Source organism: Marinobacter adhaerens HP15, assembly GCF_000166295.1.
GTDB lineage: Bacteria > Pseudomonadota > Gammaproteobacteria > Pseudomonadales > Oleiphilaceae > Marinobacter > Marinobacter adhaerens.
On record NC_017506.1, the window covers coordinates 1,678,620 to 1,698,780 of the forward strand.

General features: G+C 58.4%; 16 protein-coding genes and 1 riboswitch. Of the genes, 5 read left to right on the top strand and 11 right to left on the bottom strand.

Annotated features, from left to right (window positions below):
- Window position 1: 1 nt before the first annotated feature.
- The 4 genes from HP15_RS21680 to HP15_RS07975 are packed head-to-tail and all read right to left on the bottom strand — an operon-like array spanning window position 2 to window position 3,302.
- A complete protein-coding gene (locus HP15_RS21680) occupies window positions 2–1,048 on the bottom strand; it encodes a Gfo/Idh/MocA family protein (RefSeq protein WP_014576976.1) in 1,047 nt (348 codons plus the stop codon).
- A 44-nt stretch (window positions 1,049–1,092) separates the two neighbouring features.
- Window positions 1,093–1,911 (bottom strand): SDR family NAD(P)-dependent oxidoreductase, encoded by an 819-nt coding sequence (locus HP15_RS07965; RefSeq protein WP_041645194.1) that lies wholly within the window; start codon window positions 1,909–1,911, stop codon window positions 1,093–1,095.
- Window positions 1,912–1,915: 4 nt separating this feature from the next.
- Window positions 1,916–2,758 (bottom strand): DNA glycosylase family protein, encoded by an 843-nt coding sequence (locus HP15_RS07970; protein WP_014576978.1) that lies wholly within the window; start codon window positions 2,756–2,758, stop codon window positions 1,916–1,918.
- Window positions 2,759–2,774: 16 nt separating this feature from the next.
- The gene (locus tag HP15_RS07975) at window positions 2,775–3,302 is read right to left on the bottom strand and encodes a CIA30 family protein (protein ID WP_014576979.1); all 528 of its coding nucleotides are present in this window, start codon (window positions 3,300–3,302) and stop codon (window positions 2,775–2,777) included.
- Window positions 3,303–3,560: 258 nt separating this feature from the next.
- Here HP15_RS07975 and HP15_RS07980 point away from each other — a divergent pair, with 258 nt between their 5' ends.
- Genes HP15_RS07980 through HP15_RS07990 form a run of 3 tightly spaced genes read left to right on the top strand, consistent with a single transcriptional unit; the run spans window position 3,561 to window position 8,455 of the window.
- On the top strand, window positions 3,561–6,500 hold the full coding sequence (locus HP15_RS07980; RefSeq protein ID WP_014576980.1) for a hypothetical protein: 2,940 nt from the start codon (window positions 3,561–3,563) through the stop codon (window positions 6,498–6,500).
- Window positions 6,493–7,893 (top strand): hypothetical protein, encoded by a 1,401-nt coding sequence (locus HP15_RS07985; protein WP_014576981.1) that lies wholly within the window; start codon window positions 6,493–6,495, stop codon window positions 7,891–7,893. Before HP15_RS07980 ends, HP15_RS07985 begins: the two co-directional genes overlap by 8 nt.
- On the top strand, window positions 7,886–8,455 hold the full coding sequence (locus tag HP15_RS07990; protein ID WP_014576982.1) for a condensin complex protein MksE: 570 nt from the start codon (window positions 7,886–7,888) through the stop codon (window positions 8,453–8,455). Before HP15_RS07985 ends, HP15_RS07990 begins: the two co-directional genes overlap by 8 nt.
- A gap of 13 nt (window positions 8,456–8,468) precedes the next feature.
- On the opposite strand, the gene HP15_RS07995 is transcribed toward HP15_RS07990, so the two are convergent.
- Together HP15_RS07995 and HP15_RS08000 are read right to left on the bottom strand one after the other, a co-directional pair.
- Complete coding sequence (locus HP15_RS07995; RefSeq protein WP_014576983.1) at window positions 8,469–9,941, bottom strand: DUF3336 domain-containing protein; 1,473 nt, start codon at window positions 9,939–9,941, stop codon at window positions 8,469–8,471.
- 91 nt (window positions 9,942–10,032) lie between these two features.
- On the bottom strand, window positions 10,033–11,940 hold the full coding sequence (locus HP15_RS08000; RefSeq protein WP_014576984.1) for a hypothetical protein: 1,908 nt from the start codon (window positions 11,938–11,940) through the stop codon (window positions 10,033–10,035).
- Between HP15_RS08000 and HP15_RS22330 the strand changes: the two genes are divergently transcribed.
- Window positions 11,933–12,202 carry a hypothetical protein gene (locus HP15_RS22330; RefSeq protein WP_014576985.1) on the top strand — a complete coding sequence of 90 codons (270 nt, stop codon included), beginning with the start codon at window positions 11,933–11,935 and terminating at the stop codon, window positions 12,200–12,202. The two genes, HP15_RS08000 and HP15_RS22330, sit on opposite strands and share 8 nt — an antisense overlap.
- A gap of 207 nt (window positions 12,203–12,409) precedes the next feature.
- A riboswitch (glycine riboswitch) is annotated at window positions 12,410–12,502 on the top strand.
- Between the two features lie 163 nt (window positions 12,503–12,665).
- A complete protein-coding gene (locus HP15_RS08005) occupies window positions 12,666–13,886 on the top strand; it encodes a D-amino acid dehydrogenase (RefSeq protein WP_008171203.1) in 1,221 nt (406 codons plus the stop codon).
- Here the strand turns inward: HP15_RS08005 and HP15_RS08010 are convergent.
- The 5 genes from HP15_RS08010 to HP15_RS08030 all read right to left on the bottom strand — a co-directional run bounded on the left by HP15_RS08010 (window position 13,867) and on the right by HP15_RS08030 (window position 20,090).
- Window positions 13,867–15,426: an FGGY-family carbohydrate kinase gene (locus HP15_RS08010; RefSeq protein WP_014576986.1), complete on the bottom strand. Its 1,560-nt coding sequence runs from the start codon at window positions 15,424–15,426 to the stop codon at window positions 13,867–13,869. The genes HP15_RS08005 and HP15_RS08010 overlap by 20 nt on opposite strands.
- The gene (locus HP15_RS08015) at window positions 15,416–17,014 is read right to left on the bottom strand and encodes a glycerol-3-phosphate dehydrogenase/oxidase (RefSeq protein ID WP_014576987.1); all 1,599 of its coding nucleotides are present in this window, start codon (window positions 17,012–17,014) and stop codon (window positions 15,416–15,418) included. The genes HP15_RS08010 and HP15_RS08015 overlap by 11 nt, the downstream gene beginning before the upstream one ends.
- A gap of 26 nt (window positions 17,015–17,040) precedes the next feature.
- Window positions 17,041–18,645, bottom strand: coding sequence for an FAD-binding oxidoreductase (locus HP15_RS08020; RefSeq protein ID WP_014576988.1), 1,605 nt, complete (start codon window positions 18,643–18,645; stop codon window positions 17,041–17,043).
- A gap of 123 nt (window positions 18,646–18,768) precedes the next feature.
- A complete protein-coding gene (locus HP15_RS08025; protein WP_008171198.1) occupies window positions 18,769–19,431 on the bottom strand; it encodes a transglutaminase-like cysteine peptidase in 663 nt (220 codons plus the stop codon).
- A gap of 8 nt (window positions 19,432–19,439) precedes the next feature.
- Window positions 19,440–20,090, bottom strand: a complete 651-nt coding sequence (locus HP15_RS08030; protein ID WP_008171195.1) for a type II secretion system protein N — start codon at window positions 20,088–20,090, stop codon at window positions 19,440–19,442.
- Between the last annotated feature and the right edge of the window lie 71 nt (window positions 20,091–20,161).

Here is a 20,161-nt window from a genome sequence, read left to right on the forward strand (position 1 = left end):
CTTACAAGGAGATAACGGCGCCGTTTGATTCCGCTGATTCGAACAGCGCCGACATCACCCGATGACAGGCCAAGCTGCGCTTGGGCCATTGATCGTCTATCTCGCCAGTCAGAATGATGTTCGAGAACTTCTCAACCAGCTTCACCACGTGGTCACAGGGCTCTACCTCTTGCTCTGTGTCTTTGCCATCGGCATCACCCAGCACGTAGTGCGAGCTACCGGTGAAGCGTTCACCGTAGGCCGCGAAATTCCCGGTTCTACCCTGGCCACCCACCAGGTCGTCGATGCGTATCAGGCCAGCGTCGCCAACCGTTTCTACCTGCGATCGATGAGCGAGTTCGCAGCCTGCATCAAAGGTGGCCATTCGGCCATCAGAGAACCAGAGGGTGCCGCCACAGGCGACGATGGTGTCGATGGAGTTCTTGGAGACGAACGTCATCTGTACGCGTTCAGGCAGTTCGTAACCAAAGCTCCACATAGTGGCGCTGATCGGGTACCAACCCTGGTCGCCAAAGCAGCCCATGGGTTCCCGAGACTTGTCGGTTCGGCCATTGCCACCTTCGTACCATTCCTTGTTGGGGGCCTTGAAGGTGAAGGCACTGGTTACTCGACGCACGTCGCCAATATCGCCATTGGCAATGCGCTGCTCGATGTCTTGCGTGCGGTTGCTGTGCAGCCACATGGTTCCATCCATGAACTGCACGCCGTTTTCTTTGCAGACGTCGATGGCCTCTTCAATGCCGTCGGCCAACGGCTTCTCGGCGTACACGTGCTTGCCTGCGCGGGCGGCTTTCTTGATCCATTCGTTCCGAAGAGCCGTGGGGACCGGAATGTAAACCCCGTCGATACTCTCATCCGCCAGAAGTTCATCGTAGGAGCCGAGCGCCTGCGGTACATCGTGCTCGTCTGCCCAGGCCTGGGCCCGATCGAGGGACCGACTTGCCACCGCAACAACGTCGGCATTTTCCGCATCGTGCATTCCAGCCACGACCTTGGTGGCAATTTCGGCGGTGCCTATGATGCCCCACCGGACTTTGCGATTTTCCATGTTGGGTCTCCTTGAACAGGGTTGGCTTGGGGTGTGTGCTTACACTAGCTGAACAGAATGCGCTGAATCGACCGGGGAATAAACCGGGTGATGAATTCGGCAGCGTAGGTCTGGGGTGTCACCAGGTATCGAGGTTTGGGCCGTGTCACCTCTGCAGCCTTGTAGATCTTTTGGGCAACATCCGACGCACTGGCGGTAAACGGCTTGATGCTGGCGCCTGGCGCGAGCGCGGCTTCCATGGCTTGGTATTTTTCCCGGTGCACTGCGCTGGCTCGCCCAAGCACGGGCTGTAACGCGGCCAGGGCATGTTCCCTGAACCGGGTTTTCACGGGCCCAGGGAGCACCAGCGAGACGCTTTCCAGGCTCTTGCTGCCCTGTTCATCAAACCAGAAGCTCTCATGGGCCGTGTTCATCGCGGATTTGGCGGCACAGTAGGCGCCTTTCATTTTCTGGGGCACGATCGAGAGCACGGAGCTTACGGCGATGACCCGCAAGGGTTTACCGTGTTGTTCGCAAAGCCTCAGGCACAGGGCGGCCAGTTTGATGGGGCCGAATACGTGGGTGCTGAATTGCTTTTGCCACATGGATTCGGAGAGGTCGCGAAGCGCGCCGAATTGCCCGTAACCGGAGTTGTTGACGAGAATAACCCGCTCGGCTGCCGCAATTTCTGCCTCCAGCGTGCCGGCAAGTCCTTCGATCTGCTCAAAAGACTCAATATCCAGCGCCAGCTCCAGGTCGGCAGACTCGACGCCGGTTGGCTTTCGCGACAGGGCGACAACCCTGCAGCCGTTGCGGGCAAAGAGGGTACAGGCCTCGTTGCCAATGCCTGCGCTGGCGCCGGTTATCAGGGCGAGTTTGGTCATTGCATCAATCCCCAATCCAGTTGGCTTTATCTACAATGCGCTTCAGCTTGTAGCCGAGAAACCGATACTTGCCCCAGTGTTGAAAAGCGCTTTGGGCGTACTTCGGGTCAAACCCTTGTTGGCGCAGATAGGCGCTGACTTCGGAGTCGACCGGCAGCGTCTCAAAATTTCTCATCAGCATCATGGTGTGAGAAGCAGCATAGGGGCCGATGCCTTTCAGGGAAATCAGGTAGTCGTAGTCGACCATGTCACCATGGGCAGAACCATCGGTCTGGATGGCTTGATCCTGGAGTAATTGATCGGTCACCGTGTCGACGGTCCGGGCTCTGAACCCCAGCTTGCACTCGTCGGCCAATCGCTCGGGGCCAATCCTCTGGATTTCCTCGGGTTCAGGGAAAAGGCCGTCGCCCAGGGCAACCAGGGAGGCGACCATGGATTTGGTCTGCTTCCAGGTGGTGTTGATGGTGCAAACCGTTTTAATAAGATCCTCAAAGAAGGTGTCGCCGCGCAGGAATCGGCCGCCACCGGATCGTATAAAGCGGGCAATGTCCGGATCGTTCCTGTCGCAGAGCGCAAGAAACTCTGAGGGATCCCAGTCGAGCTGCAGCCATCGGGCGACGCTTTCGGAAACCGCGGCGGTGCTGGATGAGGAGGTTTCGATAACAAGCTGATCTTCAGAGTGCTGGTGGACCCGGGCCCATGCCGCGTTCTCGCCAATCCTAACCGTTCGCTCAAGACGCTCACCGTCCCAGTGCCAGGGCGCAAGCTGACACCAACCGTGGCTTTCTACCGTCATGCGCAGGTTGAATGGCTGCCGCAGGTCCAGGGCAAAGGTTTGTGTAGTCATGGCCGGTTGAGCTCCATCAGTACAGAACCCAGTCCTGCATCTTCAGTTGAAATTCACCAGCCTGTCGCCCTGATACGAAAAGGCTGACTGAAGCCAGGTACGAAAGATTCAGGGCTGCCTCATCGCTCAATGTTTTGCCGCGCCACGTAGGGATGAATTCACTGAACGGCAGGCGTATGCGGCTCCAGTCCTCTGTATCAGGTGTGAATGCATGCTGATAAACAATGCTTCGCCGGTTGGTGCTATTGCGAAGGCCGATCTTGTAGGTTTTTCCGTCGGCTTTTGCCAGCAATTCGATTCCTGTGAAATCGGTAGCATCGACGGGTTCTGGCAAGTCTGCTTTGACAGAGGCAAAGCCGCCGCCGTTATCCAACCGCACAATGCCATGGAAGAGGCCGACTCCTTCGTCAGAATGAATCAGCTCGCCATCAGACTGTCCGCCCATGACCTGGTCACCAAGGGAGTCCCATTGCAAGCGCTGGCCCTTGGTATCGAACGTAACCAGGGTATGATTGCCGCGGCTGTTACTGTGCATGTCTTTCATTGGCTTTCCTTTACGCGCTTTGCAAAGACTTAGGGTAGCATTCTGGATTTAAAGCCCCCGATACAGTAAGCGCATGATGACGTTACACTATCTGCCAAACCTACGTTTATAAACACAGTTCAGAGTGTTTATTATGCGGGTGGTCTGCAAATGTTCGCGACGGTGGCGGCCTCGCTCGTTGGCGGAGGGGCATCTTTATGGCCCTCGCAGAGACCTTCCGGGCAACCGGCAAATTCATGGAACAGGAGATGATTCTGGATGAGTGACTCCCAGGGGAGCCCAGGCAATTTCAATTTTGGTATTCGCCGTCTGGTGTTGGTGGATTCCGCCGGCTTCTGTTACGTGGAAATTCCGGTGGATAACCATGGCCTCATCCTGGGGCCGGGCAATCTGGGCAAATCCAGCCTCCTGAACTCCCTACGCTTGTTTTTGCTGCCGGAGAACAACTTCAAGAACAGCCGCAAGAAATTTGCCTTCCGTAATGCCAGCGCCGGTAGCTTTTACACCAACGAGGAAAGCTACCAGCATTACTTTCCCAGCCAGTTCAGTTTCCTGATCATGGAAGCCGAGAACCGGGCCGGGGTGCATTGCCAGATCCTGTATCGGGACAGCGCCAGCCAGCTCAGCTACGGCCGAGCTTTTGTGCCGGTGGGCTACGATCAGCTGCGGCCACTGTTCTGGGATGGAAATGATGAGGACGGCATTGGCCAGGCGGTGCCGGAGCTGTCGTTCAGCCGCTTGTCCGAAAAGCTGAAAAAGCTCTCCAAGGAAACCCGGCTGGTGAATGACCCGGCCAAACTCAAACAAATGCTGTACAGCAGCGAGCTGATGAACGCCGATGCGGTGCGTTATTCCGTGCTGCCCCTGGGTGAGTCGGATGAGCGCCGGGTGCAGTCTCTGCGCACCTTGATCCTGCTGCTGTTTGAGATGAAGGCAGACGATCAGGCCATGTCCAATGCGGTGGCCAGCATCATCGAGGCAGACAAGAAATTCGCCGACGATGCCTTTGATTTCAACATCGACGACTTCCTTAATCGCCACGACCAGTTGAAGCAGCAGCAAACCCAGCTCACGAGAATCGAGAAAGAGCGTTCACGGTTTGAAAAGCTCCAGAAGGATTATCAGGCCTACCAGACGCTGCTTCGCAGTCAGCATGATTTTGCCGCGTTTCGCGATGGTGTGAGCGATGCCCTGCAGGATATTGGCGCAAGGCGTAAAGCCGCGGTGGAGGCTTTCAACGAGCAGAACGAGACGCTGCGCCATGTGCTGCAGGCTCTGAAAAAGCTGGAGCAGGACGCCAGCGGCCTGAAAGGCGAGATCCGTTCCGCCGATCGGCGTATCAAGCAGGCCGAGCAAAATCAGAAAGACGGCGATTTGTTGGTTTCCCAATACGGTGAGATGACGCTTCAGGAAATCGAGGAGATCCAGAAAGAGGAACTCGATAGCAAGAAAGGGCACCTGGCCGCCCTGAAAAGTGCCGCCCAGGCCGAGATCCGGCTGGAACAGATCCAGAAAAAGAAGCAGGAGCTTGAGCGCAAGCTGGAATCCCTGAAGGAACGGGAAAGCAAGCAACATTGGCAGCTTCAGAACCAGCTGGACGAGGCCACCGCCGCACCGCTGCGGGCGGTGGACCCCCGATTGGTGATGGCGAGCCCCGGCCAGGATCTGGACGCCGACAGCAAGGCGGCCATCGAGGCATTCGCCGGGCTGTTTGTGCCTACTGAGAAAGGCTTTGACTGGTTCGATGCCGAATATCAGGCCCAGCCAGCGCGGCAGACTGACTTTGCAGAGCAGCGCCGGCATATTGAAGGTGAGCTTCATGGGCTGGAAAAGGAGCGGGCCGAGCTGTCGGACACTGCCAATCAGGAACACGATCGGCCACGATTGATCGAGCGCACCGAGAAAGAGATCCGTGCCATCGAGAAAGATCTGGAAACGCTGCAGCGTTACCCGGCGACTGCGACCACTCTTCGGGACGCAACCCAGGAAAAGCAGGCGGCGGAGGAACAGCTGGCCAAACTGGAAGAGCAGGCCCGGCTGGAGCAGGAAAAGCAGGATGCGGTGCAGCAGAAGGCCGCCAAAGCCAGGGCCGAAAAAGAGCGGATCGAGGAGCGGGAACGGGAGCTGGCGGGCCTCAGCCGGAGCGTTGGCACGGTAGAGCACCGGTTCCCGCATCTGAAAGCGGTGGAAGCGGAACAGCCGTTGGACACCGAACAGGTGTCTGTGGCGGCATTTGACGACCTGCAAACCCAGCTGGACGACCTGGAGGAGCGCCGTCGCAGTATCCTCGACCACCTTCGCCAGTTCGTGTATCTCGGCATCCACGAAGATACCGAAGGCGAACTACAGAAAGACAGCCCCGCGTCATCGGCTATTCGGGAAACGTTCAAAGGCCTCTCAGATCTGTTTGCCGGCATGGCAGAGCGCTGGAATGTGCTGGAGCAGCAGGTGGGTATCCACAATGAAACCGTGGCCAGCTACCGACAGGCCCTGAAATCCAATCACGAGCACATTTCCCGTTTCGAAGCGCAGCTGAACCGCGAGCTGGAAGGCGTGCGCATCAACGATCTGGTGGAAATCCGCGTGGATATCCACACCGATCCGAAATTCCGCAATCTGGTGGAAGAAGCCAACAACATCGACCCCTATGGCAACCAGCTGCAGTCCGACGCGTTCTATGATCGTTTGCGGGTGTTTGTGGCGGACTTTTTCGGGGAGGGCGGCAGCAAGCGCCTGACCATGGACAAGGTGATCACCGGCATTTCCTACCGTACCCGCAAGGAAAACGCCACAAGCCTCGACAAGAAGGGCCAGTCCACCTCCACCACGGCCCTGATCAATCTGGAACTGGTGTACCGGCTGCTGAAACGGGTGTTGTACCCGGGCGTTCAGTTGTCGTTCCCCATGGTGCTGGATGAGCTGGCCAGCGTGGACATCAGCCAGATGCCGTCGCTGCTGGAGCGTCTCCGCAAGCAGGGCTTCAACCTGTTCTCTGCGGCCACTCACAGTGCCAGCGCGGAAGTGATTTACCTGATCGGCCGGCACCTGGAAGTAGGGCAGATGCGCACCGCGAAGCCGTACAGCCCGCAGCGCACCCTGGTGTTCTGGGGTGGGGCCGAGGGCTTCACCAACGGCGAGGCCATGAGCCACTGGGCTGACCAGACCCAAGCCAGCTTGATGGAGCCGGTGGATGAGTAAACGCTTCAGCACCCTGGATACCACCCGGCTGCTGTTCGAGCACCCGAAGATCCTGTTCCGGATGATCGAGCGGATGGACCGGAACGAAGCCCGGTATATCCGCGAGAGCGATCTGGTGGCCGAGGTGATGGACTACACCCGCACCCTTGGCAACGCCGACCGGGATCGGGTGCGTTTTGCGCTGAATACCGACAATCTGTTCCGCAGTGGCCTGGTGATCGACATCATCAAGGCCGAAGGTGAACGTCGATTGGTGTTCCAGGATGCCCTGATCAACCTGATGCGCGCCTGCAACGCGTCGCTGTACCAGGAACTGACCGATGCCCGCCTGCGCGGCCATCTGGTTACCCTTCGGGACGTGCGCAATCGGCTCGAGACCAGCACTTTCAGCGAGGCGGATCCGGACTACACCGAACTGAGGGATGATCTGAACGAGCGGGTGAGCCAGCTCATCGGCATGCTGCGCCAGAATGTCCTGCGCATGCAGACCATCAGTGCGCAGCTTGCGGACCTGTCCGGCGACGCCAGCCGGGCGCCCGAGAAATTCCTGGAGTTCCGCCAGAACCTGTTTGAGCAGATCGTTACCCTGTACGAGCGCCACATCAAGCCGACCCTGGTGTTCCTGAACCCGGATACACGGCTGCCGGATGGCAGCAACCTGTTCGAAACCCTGGAAGCGATGGTGCGGTTGCTGGAAAATCACGGCGATCACAGCCTGGCAGACCAGTTGTTCCGTTCGTCCATCAGCCTGAACGCCCTGTACAAACCCATTCAGGCGGTGGCCCAGGAGGTGGAGCACTTCCTGCGCAAGACGCGCCAGGGAATGGTCCAGTACAACGCCATGGAGTATTTCTACGGCAAACTGCAGGAACTCAAGGGCGAAACCGAGACTCTCAGCCTGAAACGAAAGAGGCTGGAAGGTGGAGACTTTGCCCGCAGCATCGGTTTCCTGATCGGCCTCCGTGCCCAGCAACGCCCGAAACACTACGCCTTCGGTGAATCTTCCAGCTACTACCAGCTGTTGTTCAGCGAACTGGACCTGCGCCTGAACGACCTCCGACGCAAGGCAGAAGTGCCGGTTTTGCAGGAAGTGGATGGCAGTGGTCGCCATACCCGGATCGATGTCCAGCGCATCAACCAGCTCTATCAATGGCTGGAGACTCTGGAACTGCGGCCAACAACCGATCTGGTACGTGAGCTTCACGGGCGCCTGGATGGCTTCATCCCGGGCTATCGCTTTCCGGACCTGCTGGCAGCGTTAAACCGGCTGGTAAACTCGCCGCCCGAGGGCCTGCAGGTGGTGACTACCAACCGCTTCCGAATCCTTGATCAGTCAACCGACAGTGAACAGTTTGTCTACCGAAAGCGTCGCCTGGAGCAACAGAATGTCTGAGTTTGAAGAAATCCTCCCGGCCCACAGCGCCGCGATCTACCGGGAATTCCAGGCCGGCCGGGTGATTGTGCGTGATGTGTGGGACAGCAACCGCTCCGAGCTGCGTGCCAATCCGCTCTACAACCTGCTGTATAACCATCTGTCCCATTTCCGGACCTTCTATGAGCATCTGGGCAGCGAGCTGGTGTTCAACGAAACCGGCGCGTTTTTCTTCCTCAAGGAAAGCAGTGACGACGAGAATGAAGAGCACGACGAGAACGCCTTCCGCGTGCAGGTAATCCTACTGTTGATTGGGCGTTACTTCGCACGCAGCGGTCGGGATCTTGAATACCTTGGCCGGCCCGACGCCGGGCTGAACGAGCAAGACCTATCGGCCCTGGCGAGCGATGAGGAATGCCAGGAAATCCTGAGGGCCGCACGGTTTGAGAAAGGCCTGCCGGAAGCTCTGGACTACCTCGATAAACGCCACCTCCTGTTTCGAGCCGGTGCAGGGCGCTGTTTCCTGAGTTCCGCCGGGATGTATTTCCTGCAGGAGTTGGTTCGGGAGTTTGAACAGGGGTAGAGGCCAAGTGCACTCAGGCCATTGACGTTTCTTCGCCTTCTTTCTCAAGATCTGACTCTAACTGCCTAATGCACACGTCAAATGCCCGGCTGATCCTGGTCTGGTCCTTGATCATGGCCAGCCGTGGCCATGTGGCCTGTTCACCAAGATTGATATACATCTCGAGATCTTCAGGGCTCGGGTTGGAGAGGACCTTTCGGTAAAGGGACGCCTTGGGCGGGAAATGGATGTTGATGTCCCCGAGGTATTGCTGACTGGTCATGGCGTAGGCCTGCTCGATGAGTGGCCGGATGATGCCGGGGTGTGGGCTTTGCTTGGTCAGTTTCAGCGCCGTGGCAATCTGGCCGTGGGCGAGGGAGACTGCCGCACGTTTGGCCCAGGCCGTTATGCCACTCTGGTCGTGGTGACTGATGAATGGCACCACGTGGGGGTTGGCCTGGCTTACGATGGTTTTGTTCACGTTGTGCAGGCGTGCCATGCGCATCAGTGGCAGGTCGCCATGCACGCTGCCGTCAATCCAGCTTTCGGTGGGCATGTAGGGGACACTGGTATCCCGACGACCGTTTGATTCCCGGGCCTGAAGAACCACAGGCGGAAATATGCCCGGCACGGCGCAGGAGGCCATCACAGCCGAATCCACCAGCACAGCCGGTGAGGACAGCCAGTTGAGCAGCCGTGGCTTCTGCTGGGTACGGGTGGGGGAGACGGAGATATTCAGTGTTCGGCCACTGTGCTCATACGCTTCCTTGAAACTGACGCTGCCCAGATTGTGCTGGAGATGCTCCTGAAGTTGGCGCGGATCCATGGCATGGCCCGCCCTCAAGCCTTCGGTGACGCCGAGCCAGCGGAAGGCATTCAGGTGAATCCGTTCCGGATGGTTAAAAAACTCTGCCAGTTCCTTGTCGTCCCGTGTGCAGATGGCACCCGCCACGATGGCACCCATGCTGGAGCCTGCCATCACATCCGGCAGCAGGTCCTGTCGCCAGAGCGCCCGGGTGACACCGATGTGGTAAATACCAAAGGCTGCACCACCGCTGAGCATCAGGGCCGGCCGGCCATAGACCCGCTCGGCGTCCTGAAACATTTTCAGTTTTCTGGCGGTTGTCACTTCCGGGATAGGATGGTCGCAAATGAATTCCATGGACGTCTCGACGGCATCCAGGAATTCACCTACCAGTCGATTGGTGCCGCTGCGCGCCACGGTGTAAAGATCGGGATTGGATAATTCGCCCAGGTGACGGTAGAGGCTTTCCTGAAGTATCCGGATCAGTCGCCGCGTGTCGCCATTCTGCCTGCAATGGTCCATGAGGCCCATGTGCTTGCGCATCAGGCTTTCATGCAGCATCCCGGTTTCTTCCTGCTCACGCCAGGCCAGCAGCCCGTCCATGTCATCGAGCGCGGTAGCGGCCTCGCACCACTGCTCGTAGTCATGGGCCTGTTCCAGTTGCTGCTGGAGCTGTTTGCGGGTCTTCGCGGCGTGTTTCATGCCTTTTACCTTAACTCATCCTGGCGGGAAAAAAGAAACCCCTGCCGGAGCAGGGGTCGCTTTCTGAACCGGGTCCAGGACCGGACGGCTATCAGATAGCCACGGGATCTTGAATAACTGTATGGATAAACTGGATCACGTTACGGGTATCTTCGGCCTGTTTAACGAATGCCTCGATGTTGCTGCCGGTGTAGCTATCGCTGTCAAGTACACGGATCCAGAGGTCGTCTGTTTTGTCGATGTAAGCGCAGCTCAGGTTGTCTGGTTGGCGTTCCACATAACTTACATCCACCCCAGAGTAGATCGATTCAGTGGTATGGCTGAAGTTACTGTAATCAACGTAGCCGCTAACAAGACGCTTGACACCGCATTCTGCGGCATTGCCCTGGCATGCTGCGGTGCCGTGTTTGAGGAACAGCAGGCCTTCATCGGCCAGCACTTGGTCCGGCAACTCAATAGCGATCTGCTTGGTAACCCAGGTGCCCTCGTCCATGACTTCTATCGTGCCTTCCAGCTTGCCCCAGCGCATAAGCGCCCAGTACAGAGCCAGGCCAGCAAGAGGGGAGTCGACGGTCTGATAGTGACTGAGATTACCGGTACCATCGTCGACGCCGTAAGCGAGTCGACCGGACAGGTCGAGTTTCAGGCCGACGGAGGCATTGATGGAGTTCATTACGTCATTAAGGGTTCGATCGAGTACCCGAGGATTGCTAAGGGCAACCCGGGCCACGTTCAGGCGTCCGAGTTCCAACTCGATGACGTCGTCTTCAAACCCGGCCACGATGATGCATTCACCGGTTTCGTCCAGTTCCATGGGAACAAAACCGCCGTTCACCGAGATCGGCTGCGGGCAACCGTTTGCGTCAAGGACGGGTACGCCATTTTCATCCCGCTCGAGCTGCCAGAGATCGCCGAATACTTCGCCCTTATAGGTGAACTCAACGCCCTCGTTCAGCCCAAGCACTGTGTTCAGGAAGACCAGCCCATCAATGGTCAGTGGAACGCTCTTGTTGGAGGCCCCGCCGAGGAATGCCGCCGCAGCATGCATTAAATCAAAGCTGTTGGGAGGGAGGGTCTCCAGCGGGGTTTCCGGCATGTCCTGAATGACATCATGGGTAAAGACGATGGTCCGTCTCGCATCGTCGGCATGGGTTGTGAAGCCGGCAATGTTTTCGCCGTAGTAGTCTTCCAGGTCGAAGATGCGGCTCCAGGCATTCGCAACCTGATCTTCATACAGGCAGGTGGAGCCTGAGTCGATGTACTGAACATAGGAAACAAACTGGGTTACATAATCGGTCATGCGGTTATGCGTCATGTTTGAAAGATCTGCATAACCCTCATGCAGACTCACACCACCGGTACGGCCTGGCGTTCCGTCCCGCAGATAGGAAAGGTCGCCCAGTTCCAGATCATCGCGGATTTCCTTCCATTCAGGTGGAACCACCTGCCCGCCTTCGCGGCTCTCGGGTCCGTAACCAGCGATTCGTCCTTCTTTGAGGAGCGCATAGTACAGAGCGAGGTTTTCACGGGGTGAGTCTATGGTCTTCTCAACCAGTTCACCATCAACTTCCGTTACCAGCACCAGTCTGCCTGCGGGATCGGTTTTGATGGCAGTAGACGCATTGATGTTGTCGACCGCCTCGGCCAGTGCCCGGGCAAAGACGGCTGGATTCTGGGTGACGGTCCTGATCATGTTCAGGCGCCCAATTTCCAGCTCGATGGTATAGGTCTCATAGCCTTCTACCACTGTGCAGGCAAAGTCCAGTTCGGTGTCGTCGAATTCTTCAACAACCATCGGGACGGTATCGTGCTCGCTGCCGTCCGGCCAGGTTATGGTTTCGGACGAAATCGGCTGTATGCAACCATTTCCGTCCAGTACCGGAACACCGTACTCATCACGCACCACCATCCAGAGGTCGCCATACAGGTTTTTCGGATCTGTGGGAACGTCGTTGAGTCCCAGTGCGGAATTGACAAAAACAACGGAATCAATGGTCAAAGGTATTTCTTTGCCAGTTGCCGCTCCCAGGAACGAAGCGGCACTGTCGAGTACTTTTTCCGAGATTGCAGGTTGCTCCGTTGAGGGCGTTGTATTCGAGCTACTCGAAGAACTTGAGCCATCCAGAAAACATCCGCTCAACAAAGCCATTGAAGCAATTAAAGGCGCATTTATCAGATGCTTAATTGTTTTTGTACGGGACATGGTCATACTCCTTAATGCATGGGCCGAAGACCGCAACAACTATTCGGACAGAGCATGATTGCCGGATAACAGCTTGACGGTGCGCTCAAAACGCCGCGTCTATCTCAGACGATCTGGTTCTGTATGTATAAGCGTAAGGCAGATGGGTGTTAGATTGTCTGACGTTGGTCAATTTTTGCCACACCTGTGACACCAATGCTTTGGTTTCATGCCTTCCGGTTATTTGCTATGTTTAGGCCCGTGGGTTGGGTTTTATTACCAATCAGACATGTCTGCGGGAGAGACTGAATCCCTTGCGATCAGCGCCGAAGGAGCAACTGCCCCGGAAACTCTCAGGCAAAAGGACCGCTGACATGAATACTTTCCGAAGAGCTGCCGACAATCGCGTCAGTCGGCACACCGAAGGAGCAAGCGGCCGTTTTCGTTAAAACGGCTCGTGAATCTCTCAGGTCCCGTGACGGAAGGGGTGCTTTCTGCCATTTCGAGCAGGGAGGAAACCCTTGGCGCTCACGGAGATTGGAATGAAGCGAATCGCAGTAATTGGCGGTGGTATCACTGGTATTACCACGGCCTACACCCTTGCCAAGCGCGGGCTTGACGTTACGGTTTACGAGAAGCATCGCTATGCGGCGATGGAAACCTCCTTCGCCAACGGTGGGCAGCTCTCCGCTTCTAACGCAGAGGTCTGGAACAACTGGCAGACCGTGATGAAGGGCATCAAGTGGATGTCCCGCCGGGATGCGCCACTGCTGGTCAACCCGAAGCCTTCCTGGCACAAGCTGAGCTGGTTCGCCGAGTTCATTGCCGCCATTCCCCAGTATGAGAAGAACACTACGGAAACCGCTCGCCTGGCCATTGCTGCCCGCGATCACCTGTTTGCCTGGGCGCAGGAAGAAGGCATCGATTTCGATCTGAAGAAGCAGGGTATCCTGCACATCTACCGGGACAAGGCCGGGTTTGATCACGCTGAAAAGGTATCGCGCCTGCTGGCGGCTGGTGGCCTTGAGCGTCGTTCGGTGACCCCGGAGGAAATGAAATCCATCGAGCCGACCCTGGCCGGCAACTATTACGGCGGGTTTTTCACAGAGAGTGACTCCACCGGTGATATTCACAAGTTCACCAATGGACTGGCGGATGCCATCAAGCGGCTGGGCGTAAAAACCTGTTACGGCCACACGGTGACCGAGCTGAGCGCCGATGAGCGCAATGCCTGGGTGACCGCCCACGATGGTACCGAACAATCCCGGGACACGTTCGACGGCGTTGTGATCTGTGCCGGCGTCGGCAGTCGCGGGCTCGCGAAAAAGCTGGGTGACCGGGTGAATATCTATCCGGTTAAGGGGTACTCAATTACCGTGGAGCTGGACGACGAAGCCTCGCAAAAGGCGGCACCGACCGTGAGTTTGCTCGACGATGCCACCAAGATCGTCACCAGTCGCCTGGGCGATGGCCGTTTCCGGGTTGCCGGTACCGCCGAGTTCAGCGGTTACAACCGCGATATCAAGGACGACCGCATCCGCCCGCTGACCCGTTGGGTTGAGCAGTGCTTCCCCGGTGTCTGCACTCGCAAGGTAGTGCCCTGGGCCGGCTTGCGGCCAATGCTGCCCAACATGATGCCAAGGGTTGGGCCAGGCCGCCTGCCGACCGTGTTCTACAACACCGGTCACGGTCACCTGGGCTGGACGCTCTCTGCGATTACCGCAGAGTTGGTCGCTGAGAGCGTTACCGGGGATAGTCGGTAATCTCGCGGATTTTCCGGTACAGGGGTTGAAGCTGAGGGTACATCTTCAGGTAAACCTCGGAATACAGCCGCTGGTAAAGAGCCCGGGTTTCTTCGTTTGGATGAAAAACGTCGCCAACCCGGGTCATATTCGCCACGGCGGTGTCGAAATCCGGATGCAGCCCTAGCCCGACAGCCGCATCAATGGCGGCGCCGAGCCCGGAGGTCTCATAGGTGTGAGGCCTCTCGGCCGGTAACCCGAACACATCGGCGGTAAGCTGCATCGCTGCATCGCTCTGTGAGCCACCGCCGGCCACTCGCAACTTCCTGATTTTCACGCCGCTTCGCTTCTCGATTTTCTCCTTTCCTTCCCTGAGCGCGTAGGCAAGACCTTCGAGGATGGCGCGATAAATGTGGGAGCGGGTGTGAACGTCCCCGAACCCGATGATGGAGCCTTTCGCTTCCGGCCCCGGCTGGCGTACGCCGGGTGACCAGTAGGGCTGCAGCATCAGGCCCATGGAGCCTGGTGGCACTGCCTTGACCAGTTCATCGAACAGCGCTTCCGGCTCGATACCTCGTTCCTCGGCCAGTTTCTGTTCTCTCAGCCCGAACTCCCGCTTGAACCAGCTCACCATCCAGAAACCCCGGTAGATCATGACCTCCGTCGAGTAATGGCCGGGCAACGCAGACGGATAGGGCGGCATTAGCCGGATCGGTTCGACGTAACGCTGGCTGGTGGTGTTGATGGTGGCAGTGGTGCCATAGCTCATACAGCCAATATCGGGTGTCAGCCCGCCGGAGCCGAGAATCTCACAGGCCTTGTCGGAAGCTGCGGCGATTACTGGGAGGCTTTTTGCCAGGCCCAGGTGCTTGCAGGCTTCGTCGGTCAAATGGCCCAGTGTTTCGCCGGGTGCAACCAGCTCAGGCAGCATGGAAGGCTCGACTGGCATCGTCTGCCATTTGAAATCCCGCCGGCCGGCCCAGCGATGCTTTTTATAGTCGAATGGCAGGTATCCCACCTGGCTGCCGGTCGAGTCCCGGAATTCTCCGGTGAGTCGGTAGTTGAGATAGCCAGACAGCAGCAGGAAATACCGGGTTTTGGCCCAGATCTCGGGTTCATTCTGGGCGATCCAGTTGGCCTGGGTTTTTTCCCGGAACCGGTTGATAGTGTCTTCCAGACGGGCAACTTTGAACAGCCATCCCCAGGGCCCTTTGACGGAGCCTTCGACCCTTGCATGTCGCTGGTCGAGCCAGATGATTGCCGGGCGTAGAGGCTGTCCATTTTCATCCAGATTTATGACGGTGCCGCGTTGGGTGGTCACGGTAACGCCGGCAACCTGATCCGGTGTCGCGTTTGTGGAGTTCCAGAGCAATTGGCAGGCTTCCCCGAGCTGCTCCCAGAAGTAGTCCGGGTGCTGCTCGGCCCAGCCGGGCTCTCTCGAAAAATAGGGCTCTATTTCCTGCTTGCCTTTGCCCACCAGATTGCCACGGGTATCGAAGAGCAGCGCCCGAACGCTCTGGGTGCCATTGTCGATGGCCAGGATGAGCGGCTCAGCTGGCATCGGAGGCCTCCTGAGGTGGCAGCGAATAGGCATTGTGATAGGTCGACAGGTAGCGGGCCTGTTCCTCCTCCCACCGCTGGTCAGCCCAGCCAAGCAGGGGCTGGCAGTGGTTACGAATCTCCGGTAGAAGAGCTTCGCCGGCATTCGGTAGCACCATACCTAACCGCGTTCGGCGCAGAAGCAGGTCATCCAGATGCTGCACATCTTCTCTCCGGCACGCCCAGCAAAGCTCCGCCCAGAGCAGGTCGGTAGCCCGATTCGGAGTGACAGGCTCCAGTGGGCCCGAAGCAAGCATTTGATCAAGCTCGGGGCCATAGAACCCCTGCAGTCGCTGCCAGCACTGGTAGCTAATGGTGGCTGGCCTTGAGGGGTGATCTGTGCGCTGAAACACCGGTTTGGATGCGGGCCGCAGAACTTCGCTGGAGCCTTCCCCAAGCCCCTGGACCAGCGCCTCGCGGGCGATGACCCGGAAGGTGGTGAGCTTGCCGCCGGCAATGCTGACCAGCCCCCGATCCACTCGAAGTGCGTGTTCCCGGTTCTCCTTGGACGGTGACTTACCCGTGCCATCGGTTACCACCGGCCTTACACCGGCCCAGGTCGAAAGGATATCGTTTCGCGTAATGGGGCTGCCCGGAAACAATCGTGAGGCGATCTCAAGCAGGTAGGCGGTCTCGGATTCAGAAATCACCGGCTCCTGATCCAGGCTGCCCTCATGGTCGATGTCGGTGGTGCCGAGAACGGTGGTGCCCAGCCATGGGAAGGCAAACACCGGGCGGCCATCTTCCGGATGAAACAGGGAAACCGAACAGGACACCGGCAGGCTGGACCAGGGCAGCACGAGATGGCTGCCACGCAGGGGTCGGATGTGCATGGCGTCTTCAGAGGTCTTGCTGGACTGCAGCCGATCTGCCCAGGCACCGGTGGCATTGATGACCAGGGGCGCGAAGACCTCAATGGGCGTATCGTTTTCCTCGGCCTGAATCAGCAAGCCGGATACATCGCCGTTGCTGCGCTTTATTTCATCGGCTCGTGTGTAATTCAGGCACATGGCGCCGTCCCGCCGGGCTTCGGCAATCAGGCGCAGGACCAGGCGCGAGTCGTCGGTGACTGCATCGGTAAAACCGCTGGCGCCAGCGAGGTTTTCGCTCGTCAGGCCCGGCACCCAGAGCATGGATTCGGCCGGGGTCAGAAAGTGGCGGCTTTGGTTGCGGGCAATCAAGTCGTAAACCCGAAGCAGTGTCTGGAACAGGCGCGGTCCGGGGAACTGGCCTTTGAAGTGCGGCATGATGAAGCGCAGGGGCTCAATTAACCCCGGTGCTTCCGCCATTAACCGTTCCCGCTCGCGCACGGCGTCCCGGGTCAGACCGTAATGCCCGCTGCCCAGGTACCGGAGGCCACCGTGCACCATCTTCGAGGACCGGCTGGAGGTACCCCAGGAAAAGTCCTTCTGTTCTACCAGAAGCGTGCGCAGCCCGCTGCCTGCTGCTTCCCGTGCCACGCCGGCGCCGGTAATTCCGCCGCCGACCACCACCACATCAAATTCGTTGGTCCCTGAACGCAGCGCATTGAGGATTTCACTCCGGGTCATGTTGGGGCTCCCATTCGGCGTTGCGCTCATTTGACCAGTGTTTCCGGGTTCAGGATCGCGTCCGGGTCAAAGGTGCTGCACAGGGAACGTATAGCCAACATGCCCAGTTCGCCTTTTTCCACCGGCAGATAAGGGGCGTGATCCTTACCGACACCGTGTTGATGGCTGATGGTGCCGCGGTTGTTCACGATCAGTTCAGAGGTGCTGGTTTTGAGCGTTTGCCAGCGCGCGAGTGTTTCCTCGTAGCTGTCGCCCACCCGGAACACGTAGGTGGTGTAGATGCTGCAGCCCTGGCTGTAGAAGTGGGAGAGGTGGGTGAACACATGGGTGTTCTCGTTCTGGTCTTTCAGCCCGTCACGCAGGCTGGTCTCGATCAGACCCAGCAGATTGTCGACGTTGTCCCAGTCAGTGGCCGTTTCCAGAGTGTCGACAGCATAGCCCATCTGCCAGAGGGCCTCTCTCAGATAGGGCATGGTAAAACGCTTGGCCGCCCATTTGTCGCCGAGCCGCGTGCCGGTATAGACGCCGTTTTGGGCCTTGCAGATGCTTCGGGCCTCTTTCAGGGCGTTTCGGGTCTGCAGTCGGGAGCCGGTGATCCCGAAGGTCATCATGCATTTGCCCTCACCAGCGCCCCTCAGCGACAGGAAACGCTCGAGCATGCCGATAAGCCGGGGGTGGCCGGCCAGCGCGAGCTGGGTCTCGGTCTCTACGGCATTGCTGAGCCTGAGCATGGATAACTGGGTTCGGGTCTGCACCAGCAGGCGGCTGGCCGTGCGGGCACTCTCCCAATCCGGAAAAAAGACCACATGAAAGCTCTCGTGTTCGGGCAGCGGAGTAACCCGCACCTTCACCTCGGTAATCAGCCCAATGCGGCCCTCCGAGCCCAGAATCATCTCACGGATATCCGGACCTGCGCTGGAGGCCGGTATTGTGGGCAGGTTAAGGGTGCCTTGCAGGGTTTCGACGCGGCCACCGGCAAAGAGTTGTTCAATACGGCCATAGCGCAGGGATTGCTGGCCACTGGATCGGGAGGCTACCCAGCCGCCGACGGTGGAAAGCTCGAAAGACTGGGGGAAATGCCCCAGCGTGTAGCCATGGGCCCGGAGTTGGGACTCAACGAGTGGCCCGGGTGTTCCCGCACCAAACGTCGCGATCTGGCTGTCCGTGTCCAGGTCGATCAGGCGATTCATCCGGCTCATGTCCACAGTCAGTACTGGCTGGCCTTTATCCACCGGATTTATGTGCCCGGCCACACTGGTGCCGCCACCGTAGGGAATCAGGTGAATGTGTTGTTCCGCGGCCCAGGAGAGCAGGGTTTGAACCTCTTCGCTGGTGGTAGGGTAGGCCACGCCATCGGGGAACACACCAAACTCGCCGCTGCGCATGGCCAGCCAGTCCGCAAGACTCTGGCCGCGGGCATGCCGCACTCGTGCTTCCGGGCCTGTATCGATCAGTGATACCAGGTCTGCCGGCCGGGTAAGGCGGGTTTCCGGTACTTTGGCGCAAACAGAATCCAGGGTCGCGTCCGCCAGAGGCCGGCCACTACCGATGCGTGATGCCAGAAAGTCCTGGCCCTGTTCCGGCATTGCCAGATTGAATCCCTCGTCGCCCCAGCCGTTCCAGCGTCGCATGTGCTTTATTCTCCAGATTAAAAACGAATGTGGCGCATTCTATAGGCTCTGCGTGGTTCGCCGCTGTCGCTTGGCGCCATGGTTCCTGTCATTTGCCGCCAGTGGCTGGCTTTGGCAACCCGCTCAGGGTCGGAGCGATTCCGTCAGCCGGCTGTTCAGGTCCTGCCACCGTGAGAGTTTGCCCGCTTCGCCGATCCGGGTGCGCGCTCCGCCGGACTGGTTCAGCCAGAGGCCTTCACCGTTGAAGCTGTAAACGGGTTCAAGATCAGTACGTTGAGATGCAGGTTTAATGTCATTTATCAGGTTGTCCAGAATCAACGGATCGGCGTCTGGCTCCGGGTACCACGCCAGCACCATGTGGGCCTGGTTCAGTTCCAGCGCTTTGACATACACGATCCGGAGCTGATCATCGGGCACGCCCATGGACTTGAGGGTCAGGTATTTGGCAATTGAGAAATCCTCACAGTCACCACCGTTGGTGGTCAGCAGTTCTACCGGGGTTGCCCAGTAGTCTTCCTCGCCCCAGTGGCGGATATCGCTGACAAACGTGACTCGATTGAAGAAGGAGTTTACCAGCCGGAGCTGCCGGTCGATGGGGGCGTTTGCGGCAAGAGCATGCAGGCGCTGCCAGTTTTCAAGGCGCTGGTGGGCTTCGGTTCCGAATTCTTCCTGAACATAGTTCATCAGACGGGAGCCCAGCTCGAAGGCACTCACAAGAGAGACCACGAGCAATAATGCAGGCAGAAGCGTGGAACGGCGGCGTATCTGAAGGGCGGCCGTTTCCATAGCGCGCCTCAGTTATTGTTCCGTAGGCGTTCCCTGAGCTGCTCAAGGCGCCGGCGGATTTCCTCCCGGCGCTGCTCATCGCTGGTGGCAGAAGCGGGCGCTCTCGAGGGTGAGGGGGATGCAGCCTGCTGGACGGCGGGCGAAGGCTCTGCCTGCTGGTCGGCCGTGAAGGATATGCCGCTGCGGTCTTCGGATTCCGGGAAGTAGAGGTTTTCGAGTTTGCCGGAGCGTTCAATGATCACCCGGTTCGGATGTACCGAGCGCAGTGTGGCATTGCCGGGCAGTTCGTCACCCACCAGGTAGGCTTCGGTTTTACTTTTGTCATCTTCGATCAGCGCGCTGCCCGGGAAATCACCATCCGCGGCCAGTACGCCCCGAAGGAACAGTCGGAGGTTGGTTTCAGGGAGATTCTCGGTATCCATTTCTACCGGCTCGCTTTCGCCGGATGCAGCTCCGAACAATTCCAGGGAGGAAAGGTCCACGCTGGGTGGCTCGCGACCGGCGGCCGGGTCGGAGACCAGTGGCTGCACGTTATCGTACTGTCCCTGCTGGCCTTCCATTTGCCAGAAACGGTAACCCTGCCAGGCTGTCAGGGCGACCATGGCCGCCCCTGCCACGAGCGCGAGAATCAGGGGAAACCGTTCATTGTTTAGGAGCATTGATCATCCTGAATGCAAGTTTGTGGGCCGGGAAAAAGCTCACAGGTTATCAGACTGCAACGTTTTATTGG